The organism is Pseudarthrobacter sp. J1738 (assembly GCF_050490315.1).
GTDB lineage: Bacteria > Actinomycetota > Actinomycetes > Actinomycetales > Micrococcaceae > JBNPEO01.
On the sequence record NZ_JBNPEO010000008.1, the window covers coordinates 79151 to 99824 of the forward strand.

At 58.9% G+C, this 20674-nt stretch carries 13 protein-coding genes and 2 tRNA genes; 6 read left to right on the forward strand and 9 right to left on the reverse strand.

Annotated features, from left to right (window positions below; translation table 11 throughout):
* Positions 1 to 9 precede the first annotated feature (9 nt).
* A complete protein-coding gene (locus tag ACQR35_RS11130; RefSeq protein WP_430270079.1) occupies positions 10 to 483 on the reverse strand; it encodes a hypothetical protein in 474 nt (157 codons plus the stop codon).
* Positions 480 to 1910, reverse strand: coding sequence for a phosphomannomutase/phosphoglucomutase (locus ACQR35_RS11135; RefSeq protein ID WP_430270110.1), 1431 nt, complete (start codon positions 1908 to 1910; stop codon positions 480 to 482). The genes ACQR35_RS11130 and ACQR35_RS11135 overlap by 4 nt, the downstream gene beginning before the upstream one ends.
* Positions 1911 to 2072: 162 nt before the next feature.
* Here ACQR35_RS11135 and ACQR35_RS11140 point away from each other — a divergent pair, with 162 nt between their 5' ends.
* A complete protein-coding gene (locus ACQR35_RS11140) occupies positions 2073 to 4292 on the forward strand; it encodes a RecQ family ATP-dependent DNA helicase (RefSeq protein ID WP_430270080.1) in 2220 nt (739 codons plus the stop codon).
* A 105-nt stretch (positions 4293 to 4397) separates the two neighbouring features.
* Here the strand turns inward: ACQR35_RS11140 and ACQR35_RS11145 are convergent, their stop codons facing one another.
* The 4 genes from ACQR35_RS11145 to ACQR35_RS11160 all read right to left on the reverse strand — a co-directional run bounded on the left by ACQR35_RS11145 (position 4398) and on the right by ACQR35_RS11160 (position 7735).
* Positions 4398 to 4700 (reverse strand): hypothetical protein, encoded by a 303-nt coding sequence (locus ACQR35_RS11145; RefSeq protein WP_430270081.1) that lies wholly within the window; start codon positions 4698 to 4700, stop codon positions 4398 to 4400.
* A gap of 50 nt (positions 4701 to 4750) precedes the next feature.
* Entirely contained in the window at positions 4751 to 5146 is a 396-nt protein-coding gene (locus ACQR35_RS11150; RefSeq protein WP_430270082.1) for an SRPBCC family protein, read from the reverse strand.
* Between the two features lie 228 nt (positions 5147 to 5374).
* A tRNA-Ser gene (locus ACQR35_RS11155) sits at positions 5375 to 5462 on the reverse strand.
* A gap of 89 nt (positions 5463 to 5551) precedes the next feature.
* Positions 5552 to 7735 carry a prolyl oligopeptidase family serine peptidase gene (locus ACQR35_RS11160; protein WP_430270083.1) on the reverse strand — a complete coding sequence of 728 codons (2184 nt, stop codon included), beginning with the start codon at positions 7733 to 7735 and terminating at the stop codon, positions 5552 to 5554.
* A gap of 101 nt (positions 7736 to 7836) precedes the next feature.
* On the opposite strand from ACQR35_RS11160, the gene ACQR35_RS11165 reads away from it, so the two are divergent.
* On the forward strand, positions 7837 to 9858 hold the full coding sequence (locus ACQR35_RS11165) for an FAD/NAD(P)-binding protein (RefSeq protein WP_430270084.1): 2022 nt from the start codon (positions 7837 to 7839) through the stop codon (positions 9856 to 9858).
* Between the two features lie 76 nt (positions 9859 to 9934).
* Here ACQR35_RS11165 and ACQR35_RS11170 read toward each other — a convergent pair whose 3' ends face one another.
* The 3 genes from ACQR35_RS11170 to ACQR35_RS11180 all read right to left on the reverse strand — a co-directional run bounded on the left by ACQR35_RS11170 (position 9935) and on the right by ACQR35_RS11180 (position 15878).
* A complete protein-coding gene (locus tag ACQR35_RS11170; RefSeq protein WP_430270085.1) occupies positions 9935 to 14476 on the reverse strand; it encodes an ExeM/NucH family extracellular endonuclease in 4542 nt (1513 codons plus the stop codon).
* A gap of 353 nt (positions 14477 to 14829) precedes the next feature.
* Positions 14830 to 15612, reverse strand: a complete 783-nt coding sequence (locus ACQR35_RS11175; RefSeq protein WP_430270086.1) for a VOC family protein — start codon at positions 15610 to 15612, stop codon at positions 14830 to 14832.
* 178 nt (positions 15613 to 15790) lie between these two features.
* Positions 15791 to 15878: transfer RNA gene (locus tag ACQR35_RS11180), tRNA-Ser, on the reverse strand.
* Positions 15879 to 16075: 197 nt separating this feature from the next.
* Here ACQR35_RS11180 and ACQR35_RS11185 point away from each other — a divergent pair.
* The 4 genes from ACQR35_RS11185 (at position 16076) to ACQR35_RS11200 (ending at position 20628) form a co-directional block, all read left to right on the forward strand.
* Complete coding sequence (locus ACQR35_RS11185; RefSeq protein ID WP_430270087.1) at positions 16076 to 17059, forward strand: NAD(P)H-quinone oxidoreductase; 984 nt, start codon at positions 16076 to 16078, stop codon at positions 17057 to 17059.
* 145 nt (positions 17060 to 17204) lie between these two features.
* A complete protein-coding gene (locus ACQR35_RS11190; RefSeq protein ID WP_430270088.1) occupies positions 17205 to 17819 on the forward strand; it encodes a PadR family transcriptional regulator in 615 nt (204 codons plus the stop codon).
* Positions 17820 to 18067: 248 nt separating this feature from the next.
* Positions 18068 to 20410 carry a carbon starvation CstA family protein gene (locus tag ACQR35_RS11195; protein WP_430267524.1) on the forward strand — a complete coding sequence of 781 codons (2343 nt, stop codon included), beginning with the start codon at positions 18068 to 18070 and terminating at the stop codon, positions 20408 to 20410.
* Positions 20410 to 20628, forward strand: coding sequence for a YbdD/YjiX family protein (locus ACQR35_RS11200; RefSeq protein WP_430267525.1), 219 nt, complete (start codon positions 20410 to 20412; stop codon positions 20626 to 20628). Before ACQR35_RS11195 ends, ACQR35_RS11200 begins: the two co-directional genes overlap by 1 nt.
* Positions 20629 to 20674: the final 46 nt, after the last annotated feature.

A 20674-nucleotide genomic window follows, 5' to 3' on the forward strand; every position in this document is an offset into this window, starting at 1 on the left:
CCAGCGGCTTTAGCTGGTCCAGACCAGGGGCTCGTTGGTGTCCGCCATCAAAGAACCAAACGTCCAATCGCCGGTGGGCTGGTTGAACGCGTAGGGCAGTACAGCGGCGAACGTTGAGCCATCCTGGTGTTCGGTGGCAACGTGAATTGCGTCAGAGTCCTCTTCGGTCAGGGTGATATCGCAAACGATCGCAGCGGCCCGGAAATCCTCGCGGTTTTGGCGCAGGAGCTCCACAAGGTCAGCGATCATCACGTCAGCGTCGAATTCAGCTTCGTTGCCCTCTTCGGCGGCTTCCGGCTCATCCGGCGCCACCATCACAAGTCTCAACTCGCCGTCGTTCTCAACCACCAAAGCGAAAGGGATAAAAGTACCTTGGCGCTCGAGTTGCTCTTGCGCGGCACCCATGCCGGTGCCCAAAAGCTTCTCTAGATCCTCGGCACTCTGCGGATTTACCCCGTCGCGCCAGCTACCTTGTTCACTCACGGCTGGCGAACTAGAGCCAAAACGCGGTCGCGGACCTTCTCCATGGTTGCGCGGTCCTTGGCTTCAGCATTCAAACGCAAGAACGGTTCCGTGTTGGACGGGCGCAGGTTGAACCAGTAGCTACCGTCATTAGCGGTAAAGGTGCTGCCATCGAGGTGGTCAATGGTGATGTCTTCGCTCTCGAAATCAACGCGCACACGCTCAACAGCGCCCGCTTTATCTTCAATTTCGGAGTTGATCTCACCGGAAGACACGTACGGCTCGTATTCGCGGCCAAGTTCGGACAGCGGGCCGTCCTGTTCGCCCAGAGCAGCCAAAACGTGCATGGCAGCGAGCATGCCGGTGTCGGCGTTCCAGAAGTCGCGGAAGTAGAAGTGAGCGGAGTGCTCGCCGCCGAATACGGCGCCTTCCTTGGCCATAACTGCCTTGATGAAGGAGTGGCCCACACGCGTACGGACGGCCTTACCGCCGTCGTTCTCTACAAGCTCAGGTACCGCCTTGGAAGTGAGCAGGTTGTGGATAATGATCGGTGTTTCTTCGCCGGCCGCCTTGGCCCGGGCGATTTCGCGGCGGGCCACCATACCCGTGATGGCGGAGGGGGAAACTGGCTCGCCCTTTTCGTCAATCACAAAGCAACGGTCGGCGTCGCCGTCGAACGCCAAACCGATGTCAGCACCGTGTTCCAGAACCGCGGCCTGAAGATCGCGCAGGTTTTCCGGCTCAAGCGGGTTGGCGGGGTGGTTCGGGAAGGAGCCGTCCAACTCGAAGTACAGCGGCACAATTTCAAATGGAAGAGCCGGGAGGAGCTGACCACCCAGCACAGCTGGCGTGGTGAGACCAGCCATGCCGTTTCCAGCGTCCACCACAATTTTTAGCGGGCGGGATCCGCTCAAATCGACCAGCTTGCGCAAGTATTCGGAGTAGTCCTTCAGGACGTCCTGAACACTAATAACGCCGGTCTTCTCCACGGCAGGGATGATGCCAGCGTTGAGATAGGCCTCGGTGGCTGCCTGGATTTCCTTCAAACCTGACTCTGAGGAGATGGGCTCAGCGCCGGCCTTGGCCATTTTGATGCCGTTGTACTCGGCAGGGTTGTGGCTAGCAGTGAAGGTGGCACCTGCAGCGTTCAGAGCACCACACGCGTAGTACAACTCGTCAGTGGAGATCAGGTCCAGAAGCTTGACGTTTGCGCCACGAGCAGCAGCGCCCTTGGCGAAAGCCTTAGAGAATTCAGGCGAGGAGGGGCGCATGTCGCCACCCACCAGCACTGTTTGGCCAGCTAATTCAAGTACGTCAACAAAGGACGCGCCCACGGCTTCAACGATTTCTGCGGTGATGGATTCGCCCACAATGCCGCGTACGTCGTAGGCCTTGAAGGAAGCCGAGAGGTCATGGTTCTTCTGCTGATCGTTAGTCACGCTCTCCATCCTAAACGGCAGGACGGGCAAGGCGGCGGTTTTCCACAGGCGGGAGTGGCTGATGTCTGTGGCGTTGTCCACATAGGAGTCCGGTGCGGCCAAAGTGCGCTGTTTTTCCACATAGCGCGGGGCCGGCGTTGAGGTGTCAGTAGCGGCTGGAATACTGAAGGCATGGCTCCCCACAACAACCCTTCCGGCATTGACACGGCTACTAGCGCTGAAAACTCTTCGTTCTCGGTGGCAAGTTCATGGGGTGCTGCAGGCGAAACTGAGCAACAAGCCTTGACCGTATTGCGGGAGCTGGTGGGATCACCCGAAGCGCGCTTTCACGACGGTCAGTTTGAGGCTATCGAAGCGTTGGTCGACGGCGGACGGCGGGCTTTGGTTGTCCAGCGTACGGGTTGGGGAAAGTCGGCAGTGTATTTTGTTGCCTCCCTGCTATTGCGGCGCCGCGGCGCCGGTCCAACGCTGATCGTCTCGCCATTGCTGGCTTTGATGCGGGACCAAGTGGCTGCAGCAGCTAGGGCAGGAGTGCGGGCCGTGGCCATCAACTCGGCGAACCAGCTCGACTGGGACCGTGTCCGGGAGCAATTGGCGGCGGACGAGGTTGACGTTCTTTTGGTCTCACCTGAACGTCTCACCAACCCTAGCTTTCGCGAGACACAATTACCTGAGTTGCTCCGGCGTACCGGGCTTTTAGTCATTGATGAAGCGCACTGCATTTCTGACTGGGGACACGATTTCCGGCCGGACTACCGGCGCATCGCGGAACTGATCAAGGAATTGCCGGGGAGCGTACCCGTTCTAGCCACTACAGCCACGGCTAACTCACGCGTAGTCCACGACATCGAGGAGCAACTGGGCGAGGACGTATTTACCATTCGCGGCCCACTAGGACGTGACTCACTGCGCCTTGGTGTCCTTCAATTACCGAACTCCCGCACACGGCTGGCCTGGCTTTTGACCCACCTATCGGAGCTGCCCGGCAGTGGAATTATCTACACTCTTACGGTCTCAGCAGCTGAGGACACCGCTAAGCTTCTGGCTGAGGCGGGGCACAAGGTCCTTTCCTACACGGGCAAAACTGATCCAGCCGAGCGTGAACGGGCCGAGCAGCTGCTTAAGGACAACGAGGTAAAAGCGCTCGTGGCCACCTCGGCCCTAGGTATGGGGTTCGACAAACCAGATCTGGGCTTTGTCATCCACCTCGGTGCACCCTCGTCACCCGTTGCCTACTACCAACAAGTGGGCCGTGCTGGCCGTGGATCGGCCAACGCCGACGTGTTACTGATGCCCGGGTCCGAGGACAAAGACATTTGGCAGTACTTCGCCACCGCGTCCATGCCGTCGCCGGAGAAGGCCGCAGCAGTTTTGGACGCGCTCAACCAAGCCAACGGGACCCTGTCCACCGTGGCGCTAGAAGCCCGAGTTGATTTGCGCAGGACGCCCCTTGAGCTGTTGCTAAAGGTGCTCTCTGTTGATGCTGCCGTGGAGCGAGTGGGCGGTGGTTGGCGTTCCACCGGGACACCGTGGGAATACGACAGCGAACGCTACGAACGCATTGCTGAGGCCCGGGTGCACGAGCAAGACCTGATGGTGATTTATCAAGACACCGCTGGTTGCCGGATGGAGTTCATTACCTCCGTGTTGGATGACAACAATGCGCATGCTTGCGGGCGTTGCGACAACTGTGCGGGGCGCTGGTTCCCCACGGACATTGACGATGAAGCCGCAAGCGCCGCAGGAGAAACTCTCAACCGGGCAGGTGTGTCCTTGGAACCCCGTTTGCAGTGGCCTACAGGCATGGACCGGCTAGGCGTTCCGGTCAAGGGCAAGATCAAGCCGGACGAGTCAGCCTCCGAGGGCAGGCTGTTGGCCAGAATGACCGATCTGGGGTGGGGAGGAGCGCTACGCGAACTTTTCGCCACGGGAGCCCCGGACCGTAGCATTGATCCATCCATGCTCCAGGCCTGTGTGCAAGTACTGCGTGACTGGGGTAGCACGGAAGGACGTGCCGTGGCCTGGAGCGGCGTTGGAAGGCCGGATGTCATTGTGGCTATGCCCTCACGCAGTAAACCCGAGCTGATCCGTTCATTGGCGCGGGGCCTATCGCAGATCGGGCGGATTGAGCTTTTGGGCGAACTTGAAGCCATTCATGGTGGGCCTGCTGGGGCTCGCGGCGGTAACAGTGCATACCGTCTTGCAGCCGTGTGGGATCAGTTTGTGGTCCCGCCGGCGATGGCTCAACAGCTTGCGGCTAGGCCAGGGCAAACCGTGATGCTCATCGATGACCTGGTGGATAGCCGTTGGACGTTCACCGTGGCAGCCCGTGCGCTCCGTCAAGCCGGCGCCGGAGCAGTCCTGCCGTTCGCCCTCGCCCAAGCAGGCTAGAAGTTGGCAAGCTAAACGCTCGGTCGTCCACGGGTACGGAAGGGCAGATTCGCGGCGCACGTTGCGTCGTTCAGCGCCTAAGCGCCGCGAACTTTACCAAGAAGCTTAGGACTTCTTTTTAGGGGTCAGTAGCGATGCTATAGCGGTTGCTCCTGTGACAGTCCAAACGGCCGGCCAAGCCCCAATCTTCTTGGCGAGCAGGTGAGAACCACCGAACGCGCCCAAGTACAAAACCGTCAGCCCGATTGCCGCTGGTAGACCCGAATCCTTCTTCCACACGGCAAACGCACCAGAGCCAGCGGCGGCTAAAACGGCACCGCCGAGTGGGCGATTTTTGGTGGAGCGCGCGGTGGCGAAACCGCCTACGAGTCCTGCGGTGGTCAAAGCGACAGCTGGTAGGGAGGCCATGTTTTCCTTACTCATTGAGTGCACATATTGGCTCCTCATTCTCGCATCACTCAGCGTTCGAGGAGGTCCTTCAGCCGGGCCAAATCCGCCCGAACCAACTCTGCATCGCGATCAAATTCCTCATCCGTGACATGTGGCATCCGGTAAAGGGTGAAAACTGCTTCGCTACCGGTGCCATTAGAGAGGACGCGCAAGGGATTATGGACCGAGGTTCCGTCAGGGAGAATCACATCATGGTCAACAATGCCGTACTCAAGGGGGCCGCGAAAACGAACCTCAACGGAGCCCATGGGTGAGTCTGTGACCCACTTGCTGTCTTCATAGCGGATACCGGCGCTCAGTCCCGCGGCCCAGTGCGGAAGATTGGCTGGATTGCCCGCGAACTCGGAAACCCTAGAGGGCGGGGCCGCAATACTGATCGAAAGGTGGAGTGCGGGATAGAGCATGCCGCCAGTTCAGCACACTTCCGCCTCAAATGGTGCATACCCTGGAGACCTTTGGCCCGAAAGCCGGAATGGACCCCGCCGAGTTGGCACTTCGCGCGGGTGTTTGCGCGAAACATCCGCGCGAAGTGCCAACTCGGCGGAAGGTGGGGGATCAGGAGGTGCGCGTACCAACAAAAAAGTCCTGAGCCGCGACTCGTTCGTAAACGATGTCACGGCTCAGGACCAATGCGGAGACGGGGGGATTTGAACCCCCGGTGGAGTTGTGCCCCACACTTCATTAGCAGTGAAGCCCATTCGGCCGCTCTGGCACGTCTCCAATTGCTATTACTAGCCCAGCAAGAGTACCGAAGACTGGGCGGTTAGTGCAAAACGTGGGAATGCAAGGACGTTCTAGGCTGCTTTGTTTTAGTCTCCGCTCAAGGACCGCCACAGGAATTGCTGGCTCCGCGCCTGAAGAGCAGCTGCTTGTCGGTTGTCGGAAGCTCCCGAGTGCCCACCCTCAACCGCTTCATGGAACCAGACGTTGCGAATGCCCATCGCCTGCATCCTCGCAGCCATTTTGCGTGCCTGCACCGGGCCCACCCGGTCATCCGAGGTTGCCGTCCAGAAGAACGAATCTGGATATTCAACCCCGTCGCGCAGCAAGTGATACGGGGAGAAGGTTTTGATGAATTCCCACTGTTCAGGCCGGTCTGGGTCCCCGTATTCTGCGATCCACGAGTACCCTGCGGAGAGCTTGGTGTACCGGCGCATGTCCAGCAATGGAACACCACAAGAGATCGCGGAGAACAGCTCGGGGTAGTGGACCAGCATGTTTCCCACTAGCAGACCGCCGTTGGATCCACCGGCACACCCCAAATGCTCAGGGCTGGTGACACCGCGCCGGATCAGATCCGTGGCAACTGCTGCGAAGTCCTCGTACGCCCGGTGGCGGTTCGCTTGCAACGCCGCACTGTGCCACGCGGGACCATATTCGCCGCCGCCACGAATATTGGCCACCACAAACACTCCGCTACGTTCAGCCCCCGCAGATGCTCCAGTGGTTTTGCGGCGCAGCCAGGCTCTACCAATCGTGCCGCTATAGGCGGGTGTGCGGGAGACTTCGAAGCCGCCGTACCCGGAAAGCTGGGTGGGGTTACCGCCGTCGAGCACTAGATTTTTTGGCCCCACCTGGAAGTAAGGCACCTTGGTGCCGTCTTTGGACGTAGCAAAGTGCTGTTGAACTTCAAACTCGGACTCATCAAAGAATGACGGGGCAGTTTTGATCACTGCAGCCGATGAATCAGCGGCGTCCCCCAAACGCCCGCGCAACAGGGTGCTCGGAGTCAAAAATCCGGTGACCACCAGCCAGTAGTCATTGCCAGCATTTTCAGCAGTAGTGTCCTGATCATCAACGGCAAAAGCATTGACGTCATGCAGCGGCGGGCACGCGTCCAACTGACGCCACGCCCAGCCCTTTGCCGGATCCGCGTCCGGTTGTGACGGGTCAAGAACACGAATTTGAGAGGATACGTCCGCCAAAAGGTTCAACAACAGGAAGTCCCTAGTCCAGCTATAGGACTGCAAAGAAGTGTGAGCATCCGGTTCAAAGAGCACCCGAAGCGTGCGCTCACCCGCGAGCCAATCCTCCAGCGGGGCCACCAGAAGCGATCCTGCAGCATAAACCGAGCCGGAAATTTCCCAGCTTTCCCGTGGCCGGAAGACTACCCATTCGCGGTGAATGTCCTTATCAACACTGCTGGGGGCCTCAATTTTGGCCCACTGATCATCCTGCAAAACGAACGTTGAAACGTTGAAGAAGTCGATCATGTCGATGGCGACTGTGCGCTCAAACCCTGGTGTGGAATCGTGAAAAACAGCGCCACGCATGTGCTCGGCCGGGACTTCAAAAATCTGCTCGGCATCACGCAGCGACTGCCCGCGCTTGAGCCGAACAGCAGTGCGTGAATAGGACGACGAAGTCTGCGGCAAACGCTCAGCAGTGGTGGAAACCAAGAGAGTGTCAGCATCCTCCCAAGAAATCCCGCCCTTAGCGGTGGGGATGTCAAAACCGCCGGCCGTCGGGTCAACGAAGGCGAGACGTTCGACGTCGAACTCGCGGTAGCGCACAGCGTCCCCGCCGTCTGGGGAGAGGGCGATCATGGCGGTTCGGTGAGCCTGCCCTAGGGCGGGGCGCAAGAAGTGGGCGCCGTGCCACACCCACTCGGTCCCTTCGGCAGCGGCGAGAGCGTCAATGTCCAGCAAAACATTCCATTCCGGCGCATCGCTCTGATAGCTCTGCCACGTGGTGCGGCGCCAGAGGCCTTTGGGGTGTTCGGCGTCGCGCCAGAAGTTGTAATACCACTGGCCGCGTTTGCCTACCATGGCAATCCGATCGCTCGAGTCCAAAACCTCAAGAATCTCGCCTTCGAGCGCCACATAGTCGGCGTCCTCTAGGAGGTCTTCGGTGCGGGCGTTTTGTTCCTGGATCCAAGCCATTTGCTCCTCGCCATGGATGTCTTCGAGCCACTGATTCTCATCTGTGGGCATCGGTGCAACGGCGTTCTGCGGGGCGGCGGGATTATTTTGCTCGGCTTCAGTGGCGCTCATGGACACATCCTAGGCATGTTCGCTGTGAGTGGTCTTGTCATATCTGCACAGCCCACCCCACGCGGAATGGGATGTCGTAGCGGGGCGATAGGCTTTACGGCGTGGCGGATCGTGAAGAAATCAGTGTGGCAGTGGTGGGCGCCGGACCCCGCGGCAGCAGTGTTGTGGAAAGATTGCTGGCTAATTTTGCACGCGAGTTGCAGCTTTCCCCAGTAAAAAACCGTTTCCGTCGCTTACGCATTCACGTTATTGATCCGTATCAAGCCGGCCCAGGTCACGTGTGGCGTCCCGATCAGTCCCGTTTGTATGTGATGAACACACAGTCGTTTTACCCCACGCTCATTCCAGAAGACCCCCAGGTGGCGCCAGCGTTGACCGGGGGCAGTTTTGAACAGTGGCGTGCAGCCAACGCAAGCCAGCCCGCTCAGCACCTAACAGACGGCGAACGGGCCGAGCTGCAGACTCTGAAGTCCACCGATTTCCCCTCACGCGCACTGTACGGGCGGTACTTGGCTGACACGTTTGGAGCAGTCCTGGCCGCCGCACAAAACAATGAGGCGCTCGCCGAACGGGTAGAAGTCCAAACTCACAGCGCAGAGGCAGTAAAAGTACGACGCCGCGACCAGACTTCCGCAGTTACGCCCACCAATGGTTTCGTCGTTGGACTTTCTGACGGCACCTCCGTGAGTGTTGACCGTGTGGTGCTGGCGCTGGGGCACGTGGAATCGCGGCTGAATTCGGCCCAACAAGAACTCGCCGATGCTGCCGTCAAACTGGGGTTGCAGTACTTTCCACCAGCAGTTCCAGCCGATGTTGACTGGACCCTGATCCCGGCCCGGCAGCCTGTCCTAGTGCGGGGGATGGGCCTGAATTTCTTTGACGTGATGGGTCAACTAACGCTGGGCCGCGGTGGCACTTTCCGGCCGGGCAAGAGGGCCGGGGAGACCTTAGAGTACATCCCTTCAGGCCAGGAGCCCATCCTCTACGCAGCCTCAAGGCGCGGTGGTCCGTACCGGGCCAAGGCTCGCCTTGATGCCTACTATGCGAGCTCCGTGCACTTGCGGTTCTTCACCGCGGATGCCGTAGCAAGTATCCAGGCTAATGATGCAGTTCCCGGGTTCGATCACGATTTCTGGCCGCTGTTGCACCGCGATGTTGTATGGACGTATTACTCCACCCTCGCAGCTCATCACCCAGACGCCGTGACGGACCGCGATGAGTTTTTGCAGTCACTTGACTCCGCTTTGACGGCCGATGCCCAGGTAGATGTACCCGGCAATCATTGGGAGAAGGTGGTTGCTGAGCTTGTTACCCGGCACGTGGCACCTGAGCATGCGCTTAACTTGTTGGGATTGGCTACCCCGTTTGCTGGACAGAGTTTCGCCAACCGTGAGGCGTTTGATCAAGCTGTCCTGAAGTACTTGGACGAGGACGCTCTAGGCTCCGCAGCTGGCGAAAAGGACCCGGTCAAAATGGCCATCGGCGCCCTTCACCGCGGACGTGCGCTACTGAAAACAGCAGTGGCCGACGGCGGAATCACCGAAGACTCATGGCTCGCCGAACTGCGCGGCTGGTTCGAGAGCTTTGTGGAAGGCTTGGCGTCCGGGCCCCCGGCGTTGCGCTTAGAACAGCTGACCGCACTGGTGCGGGCCGGACTTGTTCATTTTGTGGGGCCGGATCCGAGTATTTCTGTTGACAGGGCTGCGGGGCTGTTTACCGCGAGTTCGCCGTGGGTGGCTGGTGAGGCCGTAACCGCGCGTACCGTGATTGAGGCTCTAGCGCCGAGCAACCGGGTGGCAGTGAACGAGTCAGTGCTGCTCAAACAACTTTTGGCTGATGGGCTGGTGCGCCCCCGAATGATGCTTGCAGGCGGCGGTACTCCGCTTGAAGCAACAGGCCTTGACGTGGTGCCGGGTCCGTACCGGGCTGTGAATGCACTCGGCCAGGAACAGCCAGATCTCTATGTTTTGAGTCTGCAATTGAGCGCAACACAATGGGGTACAGCCATTGCCGCTGAAGCATTTGGGCGGGACCAAACCGGAAACCCCGTTGAGGAGTACCGCAGCGGCCAACGGACCCTGCGCGACGCCGACGAGATCGCACGGCACATCCTGGGGATCTGAACTCAGCCCGCACAACTTAAAAAAGCATGCTCACCGCTGTTACACGGTGAGCATGCTTTTTTAAGGGTGATTCAGACTAGCGGCGCAAGCAGAGCTGGTACTTCAAGAGCGCCACGCCGTATTTGATCCAACCGACCACGTCATACCACTGGGTGGGCGGAACCGGGGCAACGCACTGAACCGGAGATGGTCCAGCTTTGGCCACCGTGACAAGTACAGTGACCTTGGTTCCCGACTCGGCAGCGGTGAGCACCAGAGTACCCGTGCCAGCAGCCGCACCGTTGGGAACAGCCACGCCAACGGTGGCTGCACCTGCGCTTACCGGTACGGAACCCAGCTGGGTGACAGTCCCGGCGGCATCGGTGAACACGGCCGTGAGGCTCTTGTTCACTGGGCTACCCAGCGAGGTGAGATCCAGCTTGGACACCGTCAGGTTGATCGGGTCCTTCGGTTTGACCGTTGCTGCAGTGGTGTTGACCACGGCAACGCTGCGGCGTGCGAAGTCCGGGGAAACCGGGTTGTGAGCCTGCAGGTACTTGATCCATGCGTCACGGTCAATCAGGCCGGTGTCCTTGGTGTTGGCGCCTTCCTTGAAAATGCGGAAGTTGTCGCCACCTTGGGCCAAGAAGCTGAACGTACCAATCCGGTAGGACTTCGCCGGATCAATAGCTGCACCGTTGACCAGGATCGAGGTGATGTGGTCCCCGGCCGGGCGTGCAGCATCGTAGGTGTAGTTGACGTTTTTGGACAGACCCAGCTGCAAGTAAGTGCGGCTAGGAATGGTGCCATCAGCGTTGGTTTGCCACTGCTGCTCAAGCAGAGTCTTGAACTGTGCACCGGTCAAGGACGTGGTCCACAAGTTGTTGACGAACGGCAAAACAGCGTTTGCTTCCGCGTAGGTGATGGTTCCGTCCGGAGCGTAGTACAGCTCGCTACGCAGACCACCAGGGTTGACGACGCCGATCTCGGCACCACCTAGCGTGGGGTCCTTGAGCGTGTCCACGAGTGAATCGGCAACCAGGTTACCCAGGGTTGATTCGCTACCACGGTCATCGCGCTTGGCGGCTCCACCTGCGGGGTCGGCGCTGAATGCGGTGGTGATATCGGCTGTGACCTTGCCAATCGGCTGGCTTCCCACGGCGTCAGCAGCTGCCAGTGCCTTCTTGACGATGGCGTCGACTGCTGCAACACGGGGGTATTTAGCTACCAGGTCAACTGCTGCATCCGTGATGCGTTTGACGTTTGCAGCCTTGGAAGCAGTGACTTCCTTGGTAGCGGTATCAACGGTGAGTTGGATCTGGCCGATGTTCTCACCGTAGTTACCGGTCTGAACCACAGGACGGGTTTTGCCCGGCTGGCCGGGAACAGGTGCGTTCCAGGCATATTCCTTGTGGGTGTGGCCGGTAAAGATTGCGTCAACCTCGGGAGACGTTTCGTTGACCAGCTTCGCGAAGGATCCGCCAGCTGCCAATTCCTGCTCCAAAGTGGCTCCATCGGGCGTACCGGAACCGGCGCCGTCGTGATCTTCAACAACAATCACATCGGCGAGCTTCTCTGCCGTGATCTTTGCAGCAGCACGGTTGATTGCCTCCACCGGATCCCCGAAGTCCAAGTCCGAGATGCCGCCGGGGGTTACCAATGAGGGAACTTCTTGCGTCACTGTGCCGATGATGGCCACCTTGATGCCGTTGACGTCAATCACCGTGTACTCGGGAAGGGCTGGTTCCTTGGTGCCCTTTTTGTAAACGTTCGCACCCAGGTACGGGAACTTGGCGTTAGTGCCACCGTTGATCACCCGGTCGCGCAAATCAGCCCAGCCGCCGTCGAACTCGTGGTTACCCACAGCCGAAGCTCGAGTCTCAAGCGCATTGAGGACGTCAATGGTGGGCTGGTCCTTCGCTACCGCCGAAGCGAACAAGGAAGCGCCGATGTTGTCACCGGCGGACAGCAGCGCAGTTGCGCCAGGTGCCGCGGCGGCACGGAGCTTCTCAACGGTTCCCGCGAAGTTGACAGTGTTTGAATCGATCCGGCCGTGGAAGTCATTGATACCCAAAAGGTTCAAGTCAACCGTGGCCGGGGTTGCTGGCAGGTCCAGGCCAACCACCACTGGGTCGTGGTCGGACGCCCGGAACTGATCTGGAGCGTAGTAGTCGGTGACATTGTTGTTGTAGCGGCTGTACTCAAGGGCTACGGATTCAACTGAGTTGATGTTCCAAATGTCAGTACCGGTGACTACAGCGTTGGCTTCCGGGGAAGCCAGAATGTGGTCAAGGGATCCCACCAGTCCACCGAAGAGGTAGGAGTGCTTGGCGGAGCCGTCAGCGTTTTTGGCCTTCTCATCTTGGTTGACGTAACCAGCGGCCGTAAGGACGTTGATTGGGTCTTCCTTGGCGTAGGAGTTGAAGTCGCCAATCAGGAAGACCTTGTTGGTGCCCTTGTCCTGCTTCAACTGATCAGCAAATGCCACGAGCGCTTTGGCCTGTGCGGTGCGTGCCAGGTTGGAGTTGCCTTGGCCCTGATCGGTGTCATCGGGAGTTGCTGCGGAACCTTTGGACTTGAAGTGGTTGGCAATCGCGATGAACTTCTTGTCATCACTTGCTCCAACCGGCTTGAACACCTGGGCCAAAGGCTTACGTGCGCTCGCAAAAGCAACGGTGTCGTTAAGGATGATGGATTCGCCCACCGGCTCAGCGGCGGCCTTTTTGTAAATAAATGCAGTACGAATCATGTCTTCATCGGCCAGCGGCGGTGCGTTGGCAGGTGTGTGAACATAGTCCCAAACGCCCGGGGTCACAACATTGAGTGCCGCAACCAGTTGGGAGAGCGCGTCGTCACGGTTTTTGGCGAACTGAGCGGAGTTTTCAACTTCCATCAGCGTCACTACATCGGCGCCGGACTTGGAAATCGCTGCAACAATCTTGTCTTGCTGTCGCTTGAGGTTCTCAGCATTCGCAGCACCGCGAGCGTCACAGCCGCCCTTGATGCTGATGGGTGCACCGGCACGGTCGGTGTAGTAGGTGCAACCGCTGAGCTGATCGCCGGTGGTGGTGAAGTAGTTCAGGACGTTGAAGGAGGCAAGCTTTAAGTTGCCTCCCACGGCGGCCGGAGTCTGAGCGCGTGTATCACCAAAGCTGACCGGCTGAACGCTGGCAGCGTTGGAAGGGGTTAGCTGCGTGAGCGGCTGGAACTTCCACGCGTTGTTTGCGTAGCCCAGCACCACATTGGTTTTGACACTAACCGGTGCACCAACACGGACGTGATCCGTGGTGGTCAAGTACGGCAGAGGCAAAGCTTTGTTCGCGGTGCTGCCCAAGAAGTTGGTGGTGGCACCGTCGTCGAGCTTGATGCCGCGCACTGCATTGTCAGCAACCGTTGCGTTGTATTCAGCCGAACCGTAAGGCGCGACGGCGGTGGGCTGCGGCAAAGCGGTGGTTCCGCCAGCCAAGCCGATTTCACCGTACTGGTTTAACGAGTAGTTATCGCTCACAGTCATAGGGCCTTGAGGTGCTAGGAGCATACCTTCAAGGGACTCGCGGACTGTCTCTGAAGCGGGCAGGGTGAAGGTGGTGGCCTTGACCTCTGGTGCGGCTTCGGTGAGTTGCTTGAGGTCCGCAGCAGCGGCGACGTTCAGCTGCGTCATACCGAAGTATTCGGCTACCGCTCCGGTGACCTGGACGTAGTCGCCGATTTTCACTGATGCAACCGTGGCGGGTGAGTAGACAAAGATGCCGTCAGATGCGGTGTGTGTGGCTGGATCCAAATCGCCACCGGTGCCGGGGGTCTGAATGTAGTAGCCGTTTATTCCGCCAGTGGGGAACGCTGCGGTGACTTTGCCAAGCGTAGAAACGGTGCTGCCGACCATGGAAGAGGCGGTGCCGGTTCCTTGGATTTCGGCAATGGGTTTGGTGCCAACCGGGTCAACGGGCGGATCTACCGGGGGATCAACAGGTGCCGTTGCCGAGCCCTGAGGGGTGATCGAAGCGTTGAGGGTGAAGTCTGCGGAGTTGTCATTCGTGTCAGCAAAGTTGGTGCGGTTCAGGCTTTTAACGTCGGTGTTTCCGGACGGGGCTGTTGCCGCCTTTGTCTCAAAAGTGTTTGAGGTTCCGTAACCGAGAATGTCTGCAACACCGTCTGGCTCAATCACCGAACCGACAGCCAAGGGGTTCACTGCGGTGGCTTGTTTGGCCAAGAGTACGGTGCCGGAAGTGCCTGAGGGATTAAAGGCGGTGGAAGTAGTGTCCGCTGCGGGAAGATCAGCTGCGGTAGAGGTTGCGCTGTTGGTGGCGCCCTTGATCAGGTAGTAGCCCTTGGCGGGGATGGTTCCTGCAAGGGGAGCAACACCGTTGGGGGCCGCGGTGCCGGTGCCTGAACGGTACTGGAGTGACCAGCCGTCTAGAGAAACAGGTGCGTCAGAGCTGTTGTAGAGCTCAACGAACTTGTTTTTGTAAGCGGCCCCGGCGCTACCGCCACTGAGATAGGCCTCGTTGATAACAACTGGCGAAGTGCCTGCTGCGACTGCGGCATCTACGGCAAATGCCGGCGCCGCTGACAGCGGAGCTGCAATTAGCCCTGCCGCCAGGACTGTGCCAAGCGCAGCCCGTGTGGTGGAGTGATTCATTCGTTTACTTTCACTGTGGTGCCCCTTGGGGAGCGGGGCATTTATCCAGTGCCGGAGGGGTGCCACCGGCAGTAGGCCGATCAATGTATTCGGCCAGACGTGTCCACGGGAGATCCAAACAGCCCAGGGTGAACGCGAGATTGCCATACGGTAGGTTCTGGTGTCGAGGCCAGAGCTGCCGCGGGATTTTCGTGTCAACGGGCGATTCGGAAAGGCCGAGTTGCGCGTGTGTGAAGCGGGTCACGCCCACGATGGCTGAGCATAACGCAAAAACCGCCCAGCGCCTTGTCAACAAGAGTTGAGCTGGCGCTGGCCGGTTGAGGTCAAGCAAGTGTTGTGTTGTTCTTTGGCTATTAGCCCTGCGGCATGTTCTGAATCAGCTTAAAAACCGCACCGCTGGCATCAGCCAGTGTTGCCATCCGGCCAAAGGGAGTGTCTTCGGCCGGAGTTAGGACCTGAGCCCCGCTGTTCGTGGCCACAGTGACGCTGTCACCGGTGCTGTCCACCACAAAGTAGACGTGCCAGCTGGAGGGGGCTCCATCGGCTAGGTCAGCTGCGGCGTCGTAGATTCCGGCTACTGAGTCATTCCCGGCACCCAAGGTGGTGTATTTGAATTCGGGGGAGTCGGCCATGGTTGTGGTGTCCCAGCCGAAGGCCTTTTGGTAAAACTCCACGGCTGCCGGGTAGTTGTTGGTGTGTAGTTCGTGCCAACCTGGTGCACCGGGCTCGGCAGCAACCTCATACCCCTTGTGGGCGCCAGCTTCCCAAGCGCCAATAGCCGCGCCAGAGGGGTCTCCAAAGATCGCCATCCGGCCCTGGTCGGGAACGGTGTGGGGAGGCATAAACACTTGGCCGCCGTTTTCGCTGACAGCGGCGGCGGTTGCATCAGCGTCCTCGGTGAGGAGGTATGTAGACCAAACGTCAGGCATGTCTGCCATGTCCTCTTGCTTCTGCATGAGGCCAGCAACTGATTTGCCGTCCTTAAAAGCCATCACGTAGCCGCCGTACTTCTCTTCGTCACCGCTTTGAAAAGTCCAGCCTAGGAGCTCGCCGTAGAACTCCTTCGCTTGTTCAATGTCTGAGGTCATGAGGTCAATCCAGCAGGGGGCGCCGGCATTGATCTTGGGAGAAGGCATAACTACTCACTTTCTATGGACGGCGCTGGGCGGTCCGGAGGGAAGAAAGGTTGGGCAAGGAAAAGAATGTTCAACCAAGCCTGACTTTATGCGTGGTCACTGACAGTTTCAATGGCCTTTGGCTGGCTCCGGATACAGCTCAGGCGGCCCCGTTTCCGGGGCCGCCTGAGTTTTTACGCGGAAGGTATGGGATTTGAACCCATGAGACGGGGTTACCGCCTACTAGTTTTCAAGACTAGCTCCTTCGGCCGCTCGGACAACCTTCCCTGCGCATAAGTGTTTCACAAGCCGTGCGTGCGGCAAAAACCGGCAGGTTTCGCAGACAAAATACTGCGGAGAGTGTCAAGCAAATAGAATGGAACTTTGCCGCCGTTTGCGTCGTGGCAATGTGCCCGTAGTTCTCCCGCCGATCGGTTGGGAGTGGCGGTCATGAAGCAAGCAACCCCCAATGCTGGAGTGAATGATGAAGGCTGTTTTTGTAACGGAACCGGGTGGGCCTGAGGTCCTTGAGGTGCGTGACGTTCCAGCTCCGGTTCCGGGTCCAGGTGAGGTGCTGATCGACGTCGTAGCTGCTGGGTTGAACCGTGCAGACGTTCAACAGCGCAAAGGCCACTACCCGCCGCCGCCAGGTGCCTCAGAAATTTTGGGTCTAGAAGTCTCCGGCCGGATCTCCGGTTTTGGCCCGGGCGTTGCTAAGCCGTTCTCCAAGGGGGACAAGGTTGTTGCGCTGCTCGCAGGCGGTGGCTATGCCCAGCAGGTCGCCGTCCCGGCCGAGCAAGTTTTGCGCATTCCTGAGGGCGTTGACCTGGTCACCGCTGCGTCCTTGCCGGAAGTCGCCGCCACGGTCTATTCAAACTTGTATATGACGGCCCAGCTGCAGGCTGGTGAGACCGTGTTGATTCACGGTGCCACCGGCGGGATTGGCACGATGGCCATTCAAATGGCCAAGGCTTTTGGTGCGGTGGTGGCCACGACGGCAGGTAGTCAAGAAAAAGTCAGTACCGCCAAGGCGTACCTGAACGCCGATATTGCCATCGATTACACACGCGAGGACTTTGTTGACAGTCTCCGCGCCCAAAACGGTGGCAAAGGCGCAGACGTAATCCTCGACGTCGTAGGTGCCAAGTACTTGGATAAGAACATTGACGCGTTGGAGACTTACGGCCGTCTAGTGGTCATTGGGCTCCAAGGTGGGCGCCGCGCTGAGCTGGATCTTGGCAAGCTACTGGCCAAGCGTCTGGCCGTCATTGGCACCAGTTTGCGCCCACGCGCCGTGGCAGAAAAGGGTGTGATTATGGATGCCGTGCGTGACGCCGTCTGGCCGCTGGTTGCCGATGGCACTGTGAAACCGCTGGTTGCCAAAACCTTCGCGCTGGACCAGGTTCGAGCCGCGCACCGGTATTTCGATTCAGGCGATCATGTGGGCAAGGTACTTCTACTGCTCTAGTCGGCTAGCGAATTTGGCCGGCGGCGAATCGCGTTGTGATTGATTGACGTCCTCGCTGCCACTACGCTCGATCTATACGCAGTATGCATCCGTCTTTGGGGGGCGGATGTTTGCCGCGGAATCGCTAGCCCAGCAAAAGGAACTTATGTCCATCCGCCACAGCCTGCTCGCACTCCTGCAAGATCAACGCCGCTACGGGTATGATCTGCGGGTTGAGTTTGAGGAGCGCACAGGATCAACATGGCCGTTGAACATTGGGCAGGTTTACACCACCTTGGATCGCCTTGAGCGCGACGGTTTGGTTCTTAAAGACGGGGACGACGGCGAAGGCCACGTCATCTACAGCATCACCCCGGCCGGGACTGCGGAAGTTCAAGGCTGGTTTGCCGCCCCCGTGGAGCGGAGCAACCCGCCGCGCAATGAGCTGGCCATCAAGCTGGCGCTTGCTGTAACACTGCCCGGCGTTGATGTGCCGGCAATCATTTCCGCCCAGCGTGTGGCCTCCATGCGCTCACTTCAGGATTACACCAAGGCTCGCCGGGACACTGCAGCTAACCAACGCAGTTCTGACACTGCCTGGTTGTTGGTGCTGGATTCCCTGATTTTTCAGACTGAGGCAGAAGTCCGTTGGCTGGACCTGTGCGAGGCACGCTTGGCGCAACTTGCTGCGAGCCGTGCTGCCAGCATCAATGACCCAGACCTTAATCAAGTTCCGCGCACCACGGTGACCGCTGCCCCGGTCACACGACCGGCCGAGTAGTTCTAGTGACTTCCGTAGCACGTCAGCAGGTCTTGGAACTCGCCTCCGTGAGCCGGACCTTTGGTGAGGGCGCAACGGCGCTAGCTAGGTGCCGTCGTCGTGCCAAAGTTCCTCCCGCTGGACTATGGTGCTGTGCAGGAGCGAAACGTAAACCGAACCGCTGTGGCAACATCACCGCACTCAGTAGTCATCACACGTACACTGTACGACGGCGGCACTAGAGGCTGCGGCCAACTCAAGGAGGAGACATGGGCAGAGTACCTGACGGTCAAAAACGGGTGAACCCCGAGAAGATCGGGGCCAAACCGGCGAACGACGAAAAAACCACTAACGGCGACACTTTGGTGAGTGACCCCAACTTGCCGCCGGTAGCAGTTGACCCGGAACGGTTGGACCGCGAAGACCGGGCATGGACGCCCGGCAAGATCGCTTTGTGGGTGGCCATCGCGCTGCTCGGTGGGCTCGCGTGGGTGATGATTGCCCTGGTTCGTGGGGAGACCGTCAATGCCATTTGGTTTGTTTTCGCCTCGGTGTGTACATACCTGATTGGCTATCGCTTCTATTCAAAGTTCATTGAAAAGCACCTGCTCAAACCTAATGACAGTCGCGCCACACCAGCCGAGTACAAAGCTGACGGTAAGGACTACGTTCGCACCGATCGCAACGTGTTGTTCGGTCACCACTTCGCCGCCATTGCCGGCGCCGGTCCCTTGGTTGGCCCCATCATTGCCGCCCAAATGGGTTACCTACCGGGCACTGTATGGATCATTGTTGGTGTAGTTTTGGCCGGTGCCGTCCAGGACTACCTCGTGATGTTTTTCTCCATGCGCCGCGGTGGACGTTCGCTGGGCCAGATGGCTCGCGAAGAACTTGGCGTGATCGGTGGAACTGCAGCACTGGTTGCCACCTTGCTGATTATGGTCATCATTGTGGCCATCTTGGCTCTAGTTGTTGTTAACGCCTTGGGTGAAAGCCCGTGGGGTGTGTTCTCGGTAGGAATGACCATCCCCATCGCACTGTTTATGGGCATCTACTTGCGCTTTATCCGCCCGGGCAAGGTGATGGAAGTTTCCATCATCGGTTTTGTTCTGTTGATGGCTGCCATCATTGGCGGCGGCGCTGTGGCCGGTACCGAATGGGGTGCAGCGTTCTTCCACCTGGACAAGGTCACCATCGCATGGGGCTTGATCATCTACGGTTTCATCGCTGCAGTGTTGCCAGTGTGGTTGCTGCTGGCACCGCGCGACTACCTCTCTACATTTATGAAAATCGGTGTGATTGTGATGCTCGCGCTGGCCATTATTGTGGTCCGCCCGGAAATCACTGTCCCGGCATTTAGCGAGTTCGCCAGCCGAGACAACGGGCCGGTGTTCTCCGGATCCTTGTTCCCCTTCTTATTTGTCACCATCGCGTGTGGTGCGCTCTCCGGATTCCACGCGCTGATCTCATCCGGAACCACCCCCAAACTCATCGAGAAGGAACGTCAAAGCCGCTACATCGGTTACGGCGGAATGCTAATGGAATCCTTTGTGGCGATTATGGCGTTGGTAGCTGCAATCTCCATTGACCGTGGCATCTACTTCGCCATGAACGCTCCATTGGCTCTGACCGGCGGGACCGTTGAATCAGCAGCCGCCTGGGTGAACTCCCTAGGCCTAGCCGGGGTCAACATCACCCCTGACGTTTTGGCTGAAACGGCTAAGAATGTGGGCGAGGAGAGCATTATTTCCCGATCTGGTGGTGCACCAACTCTGGCTGTTGGGTTGGCCCACATCATGCAGCAATTTATTGGTGGTACAGCCATGATGGCGTTCTGGTACCACTTCGCCATTATGTTTGAGGCGCTCTTTATTCTCACCGCCGTTGACGCCGGAACGCGTGTGGCCCGCTTTATGCTGCAGGACTCTATTGGCAACTTTGTTCCCAAGTTCAAGGAAGCCTCATGGCGTCCGGGGGCGTGGCTGTGCACCGCAATTATGGTTGCGCTCTGGGGGGCTGTGCTGTTGATGGGTGTTACCGATCCGCTCGGTGGCATCAACACTCTGTTCCCGCTGTTTGGTATCGCTAACCAGCTGCTCGCCGCAATCGCCTTGGCTGTGTGTATGGCCATTGTGGCTAAGCGCGGCACCTTCAAATACTTGTGGATCGTGGCCCTGCCGCTTGCCTTCGCTGCAGTGGTAACCATCTCGGCGAGTATGTACAAGATCTTCTCGCCCGTACCCGCGGTGGGCTACTTCGCTAACAACTCGGCGTTTGCCAAGGCGCTCGCTGATGGGAAGACGTCCTTTGGGACGGCCAAGAATGTGCCGGCCATGGAGGCTGTTGTTCGCAACACCATGATCCAGGGATGGCTCTCGGTGATCTTTGTGACGCTTTCCATCATTGTGATCATTGCGGCGATTATTGCCACCATCCAGGCCTTCAAAAATTCGCGGGCGGGAATTGCCAACGCAAATAATGAGGACCCGGCTGTGGCGTCCAAGGTATTTGCCCCGGCAGGGCTGTCCAGCACTGCGGCGGAGAAGGAAATCCTGGCTCAGTGGGCCGCGTTGCCAGCGGAGAAACGTTTGCACAAGGCCGGGCACCACTAATGAAAGTGGCCGCCTCACCCGTCACGCTTGGAGCTTTGCGTGGAGGGTTCAAGAAGTTCAGTGCCTATCTTGGTGGCGTGATGGGGGCTGACGCTTACCAGCGGTACCTCGAGTTCCATCAAGAGGCCCAGTGCAGCGGCGAGCCGTTGACGGAACGTGAATTCTGGCGGGACAAAACGGCACGGCAAGAGGCAAACCCAGAGGGCCGCTGCTGCTGATGTAGGTGCGGGGCTCCTCAGCTGTGGCTCGTGAGAGTATGGGGCT

Bases quoted from the DNA above. Each gene is read 5' to 3' on its own strand.
- ACQR35_RS11175 (WP_430270086.1), bottom strand. From the start codon at position 15,612: ATGCCTTCTCCCAAGATCAATGCCGGCGCCCCCTGCTGGATTGACCTC.
- ACQR35_RS11140 (WP_430270080.1), top strand. From the start codon at position 2,073: ATGGCTCCCCACAACAACCCTTCCGGCATTGACACGGCTACTAGCGCT.
- ACQR35_RS11190 (WP_430270088.1), top strand. From the start codon at position 17,205: ATGTCCATCCGCCACAGCCTGCTCGCACTCCTGCAAGATCAACGCCGC.
- ACQR35_RS11200 (WP_430267525.1), top strand. From the start codon at position 20,410: ATGAAAGTGGCCGCCTCACCCGTCACGCTTGGAGCTTTGCGTGGAGGG.
- ACQR35_RS11150 (WP_430270082.1), bottom strand. From the start codon at position 5,146: ATGCTCTATCCCGCACTCCACCTTTCGATCAGTATTGCGGCCCCGCCC.
- ACQR35_RS11160 (WP_430270083.1), bottom strand. From the start codon at position 7,735: ATGAGCGCCACTGAAGCCGAGCAAAATAATCCCGCCGCCCCGCAGAAC.
- ACQR35_RS11135 (WP_430270110.1), bottom strand. From the start codon at position 1,910: ATGGAGAGCGTGACTAACGATCAGCAGAAGAACCATGACCTCTCGGCT.
- ACQR35_RS11185 (WP_430270087.1), top strand. From the start codon at position 16,076: ATGAAGGCTGTTTTTGTAACGGAACCGGGTGGGCCTGAGGTCCTTGAG.
- ACQR35_RS11195 (WP_430267524.1), top strand. From the start codon at position 18,068: ATGGGCAGAGTACCTGACGGTCAAAAACGGGTGAACCCCGAGAAGATC.
- ACQR35_RS11145 (WP_430270081.1), bottom strand. From the start codon at position 4,700: ATGGCCTCCCTACCAGCTGTCGCTTTGACCACCGCAGGACTCGTAGGC.
- ACQR35_RS11170 (WP_430270085.1), bottom strand. From the start codon at position 14,476: ATGAATCACTCCACCACACGGGCTGCGCTTGGCACAGTCCTGGCGGCA.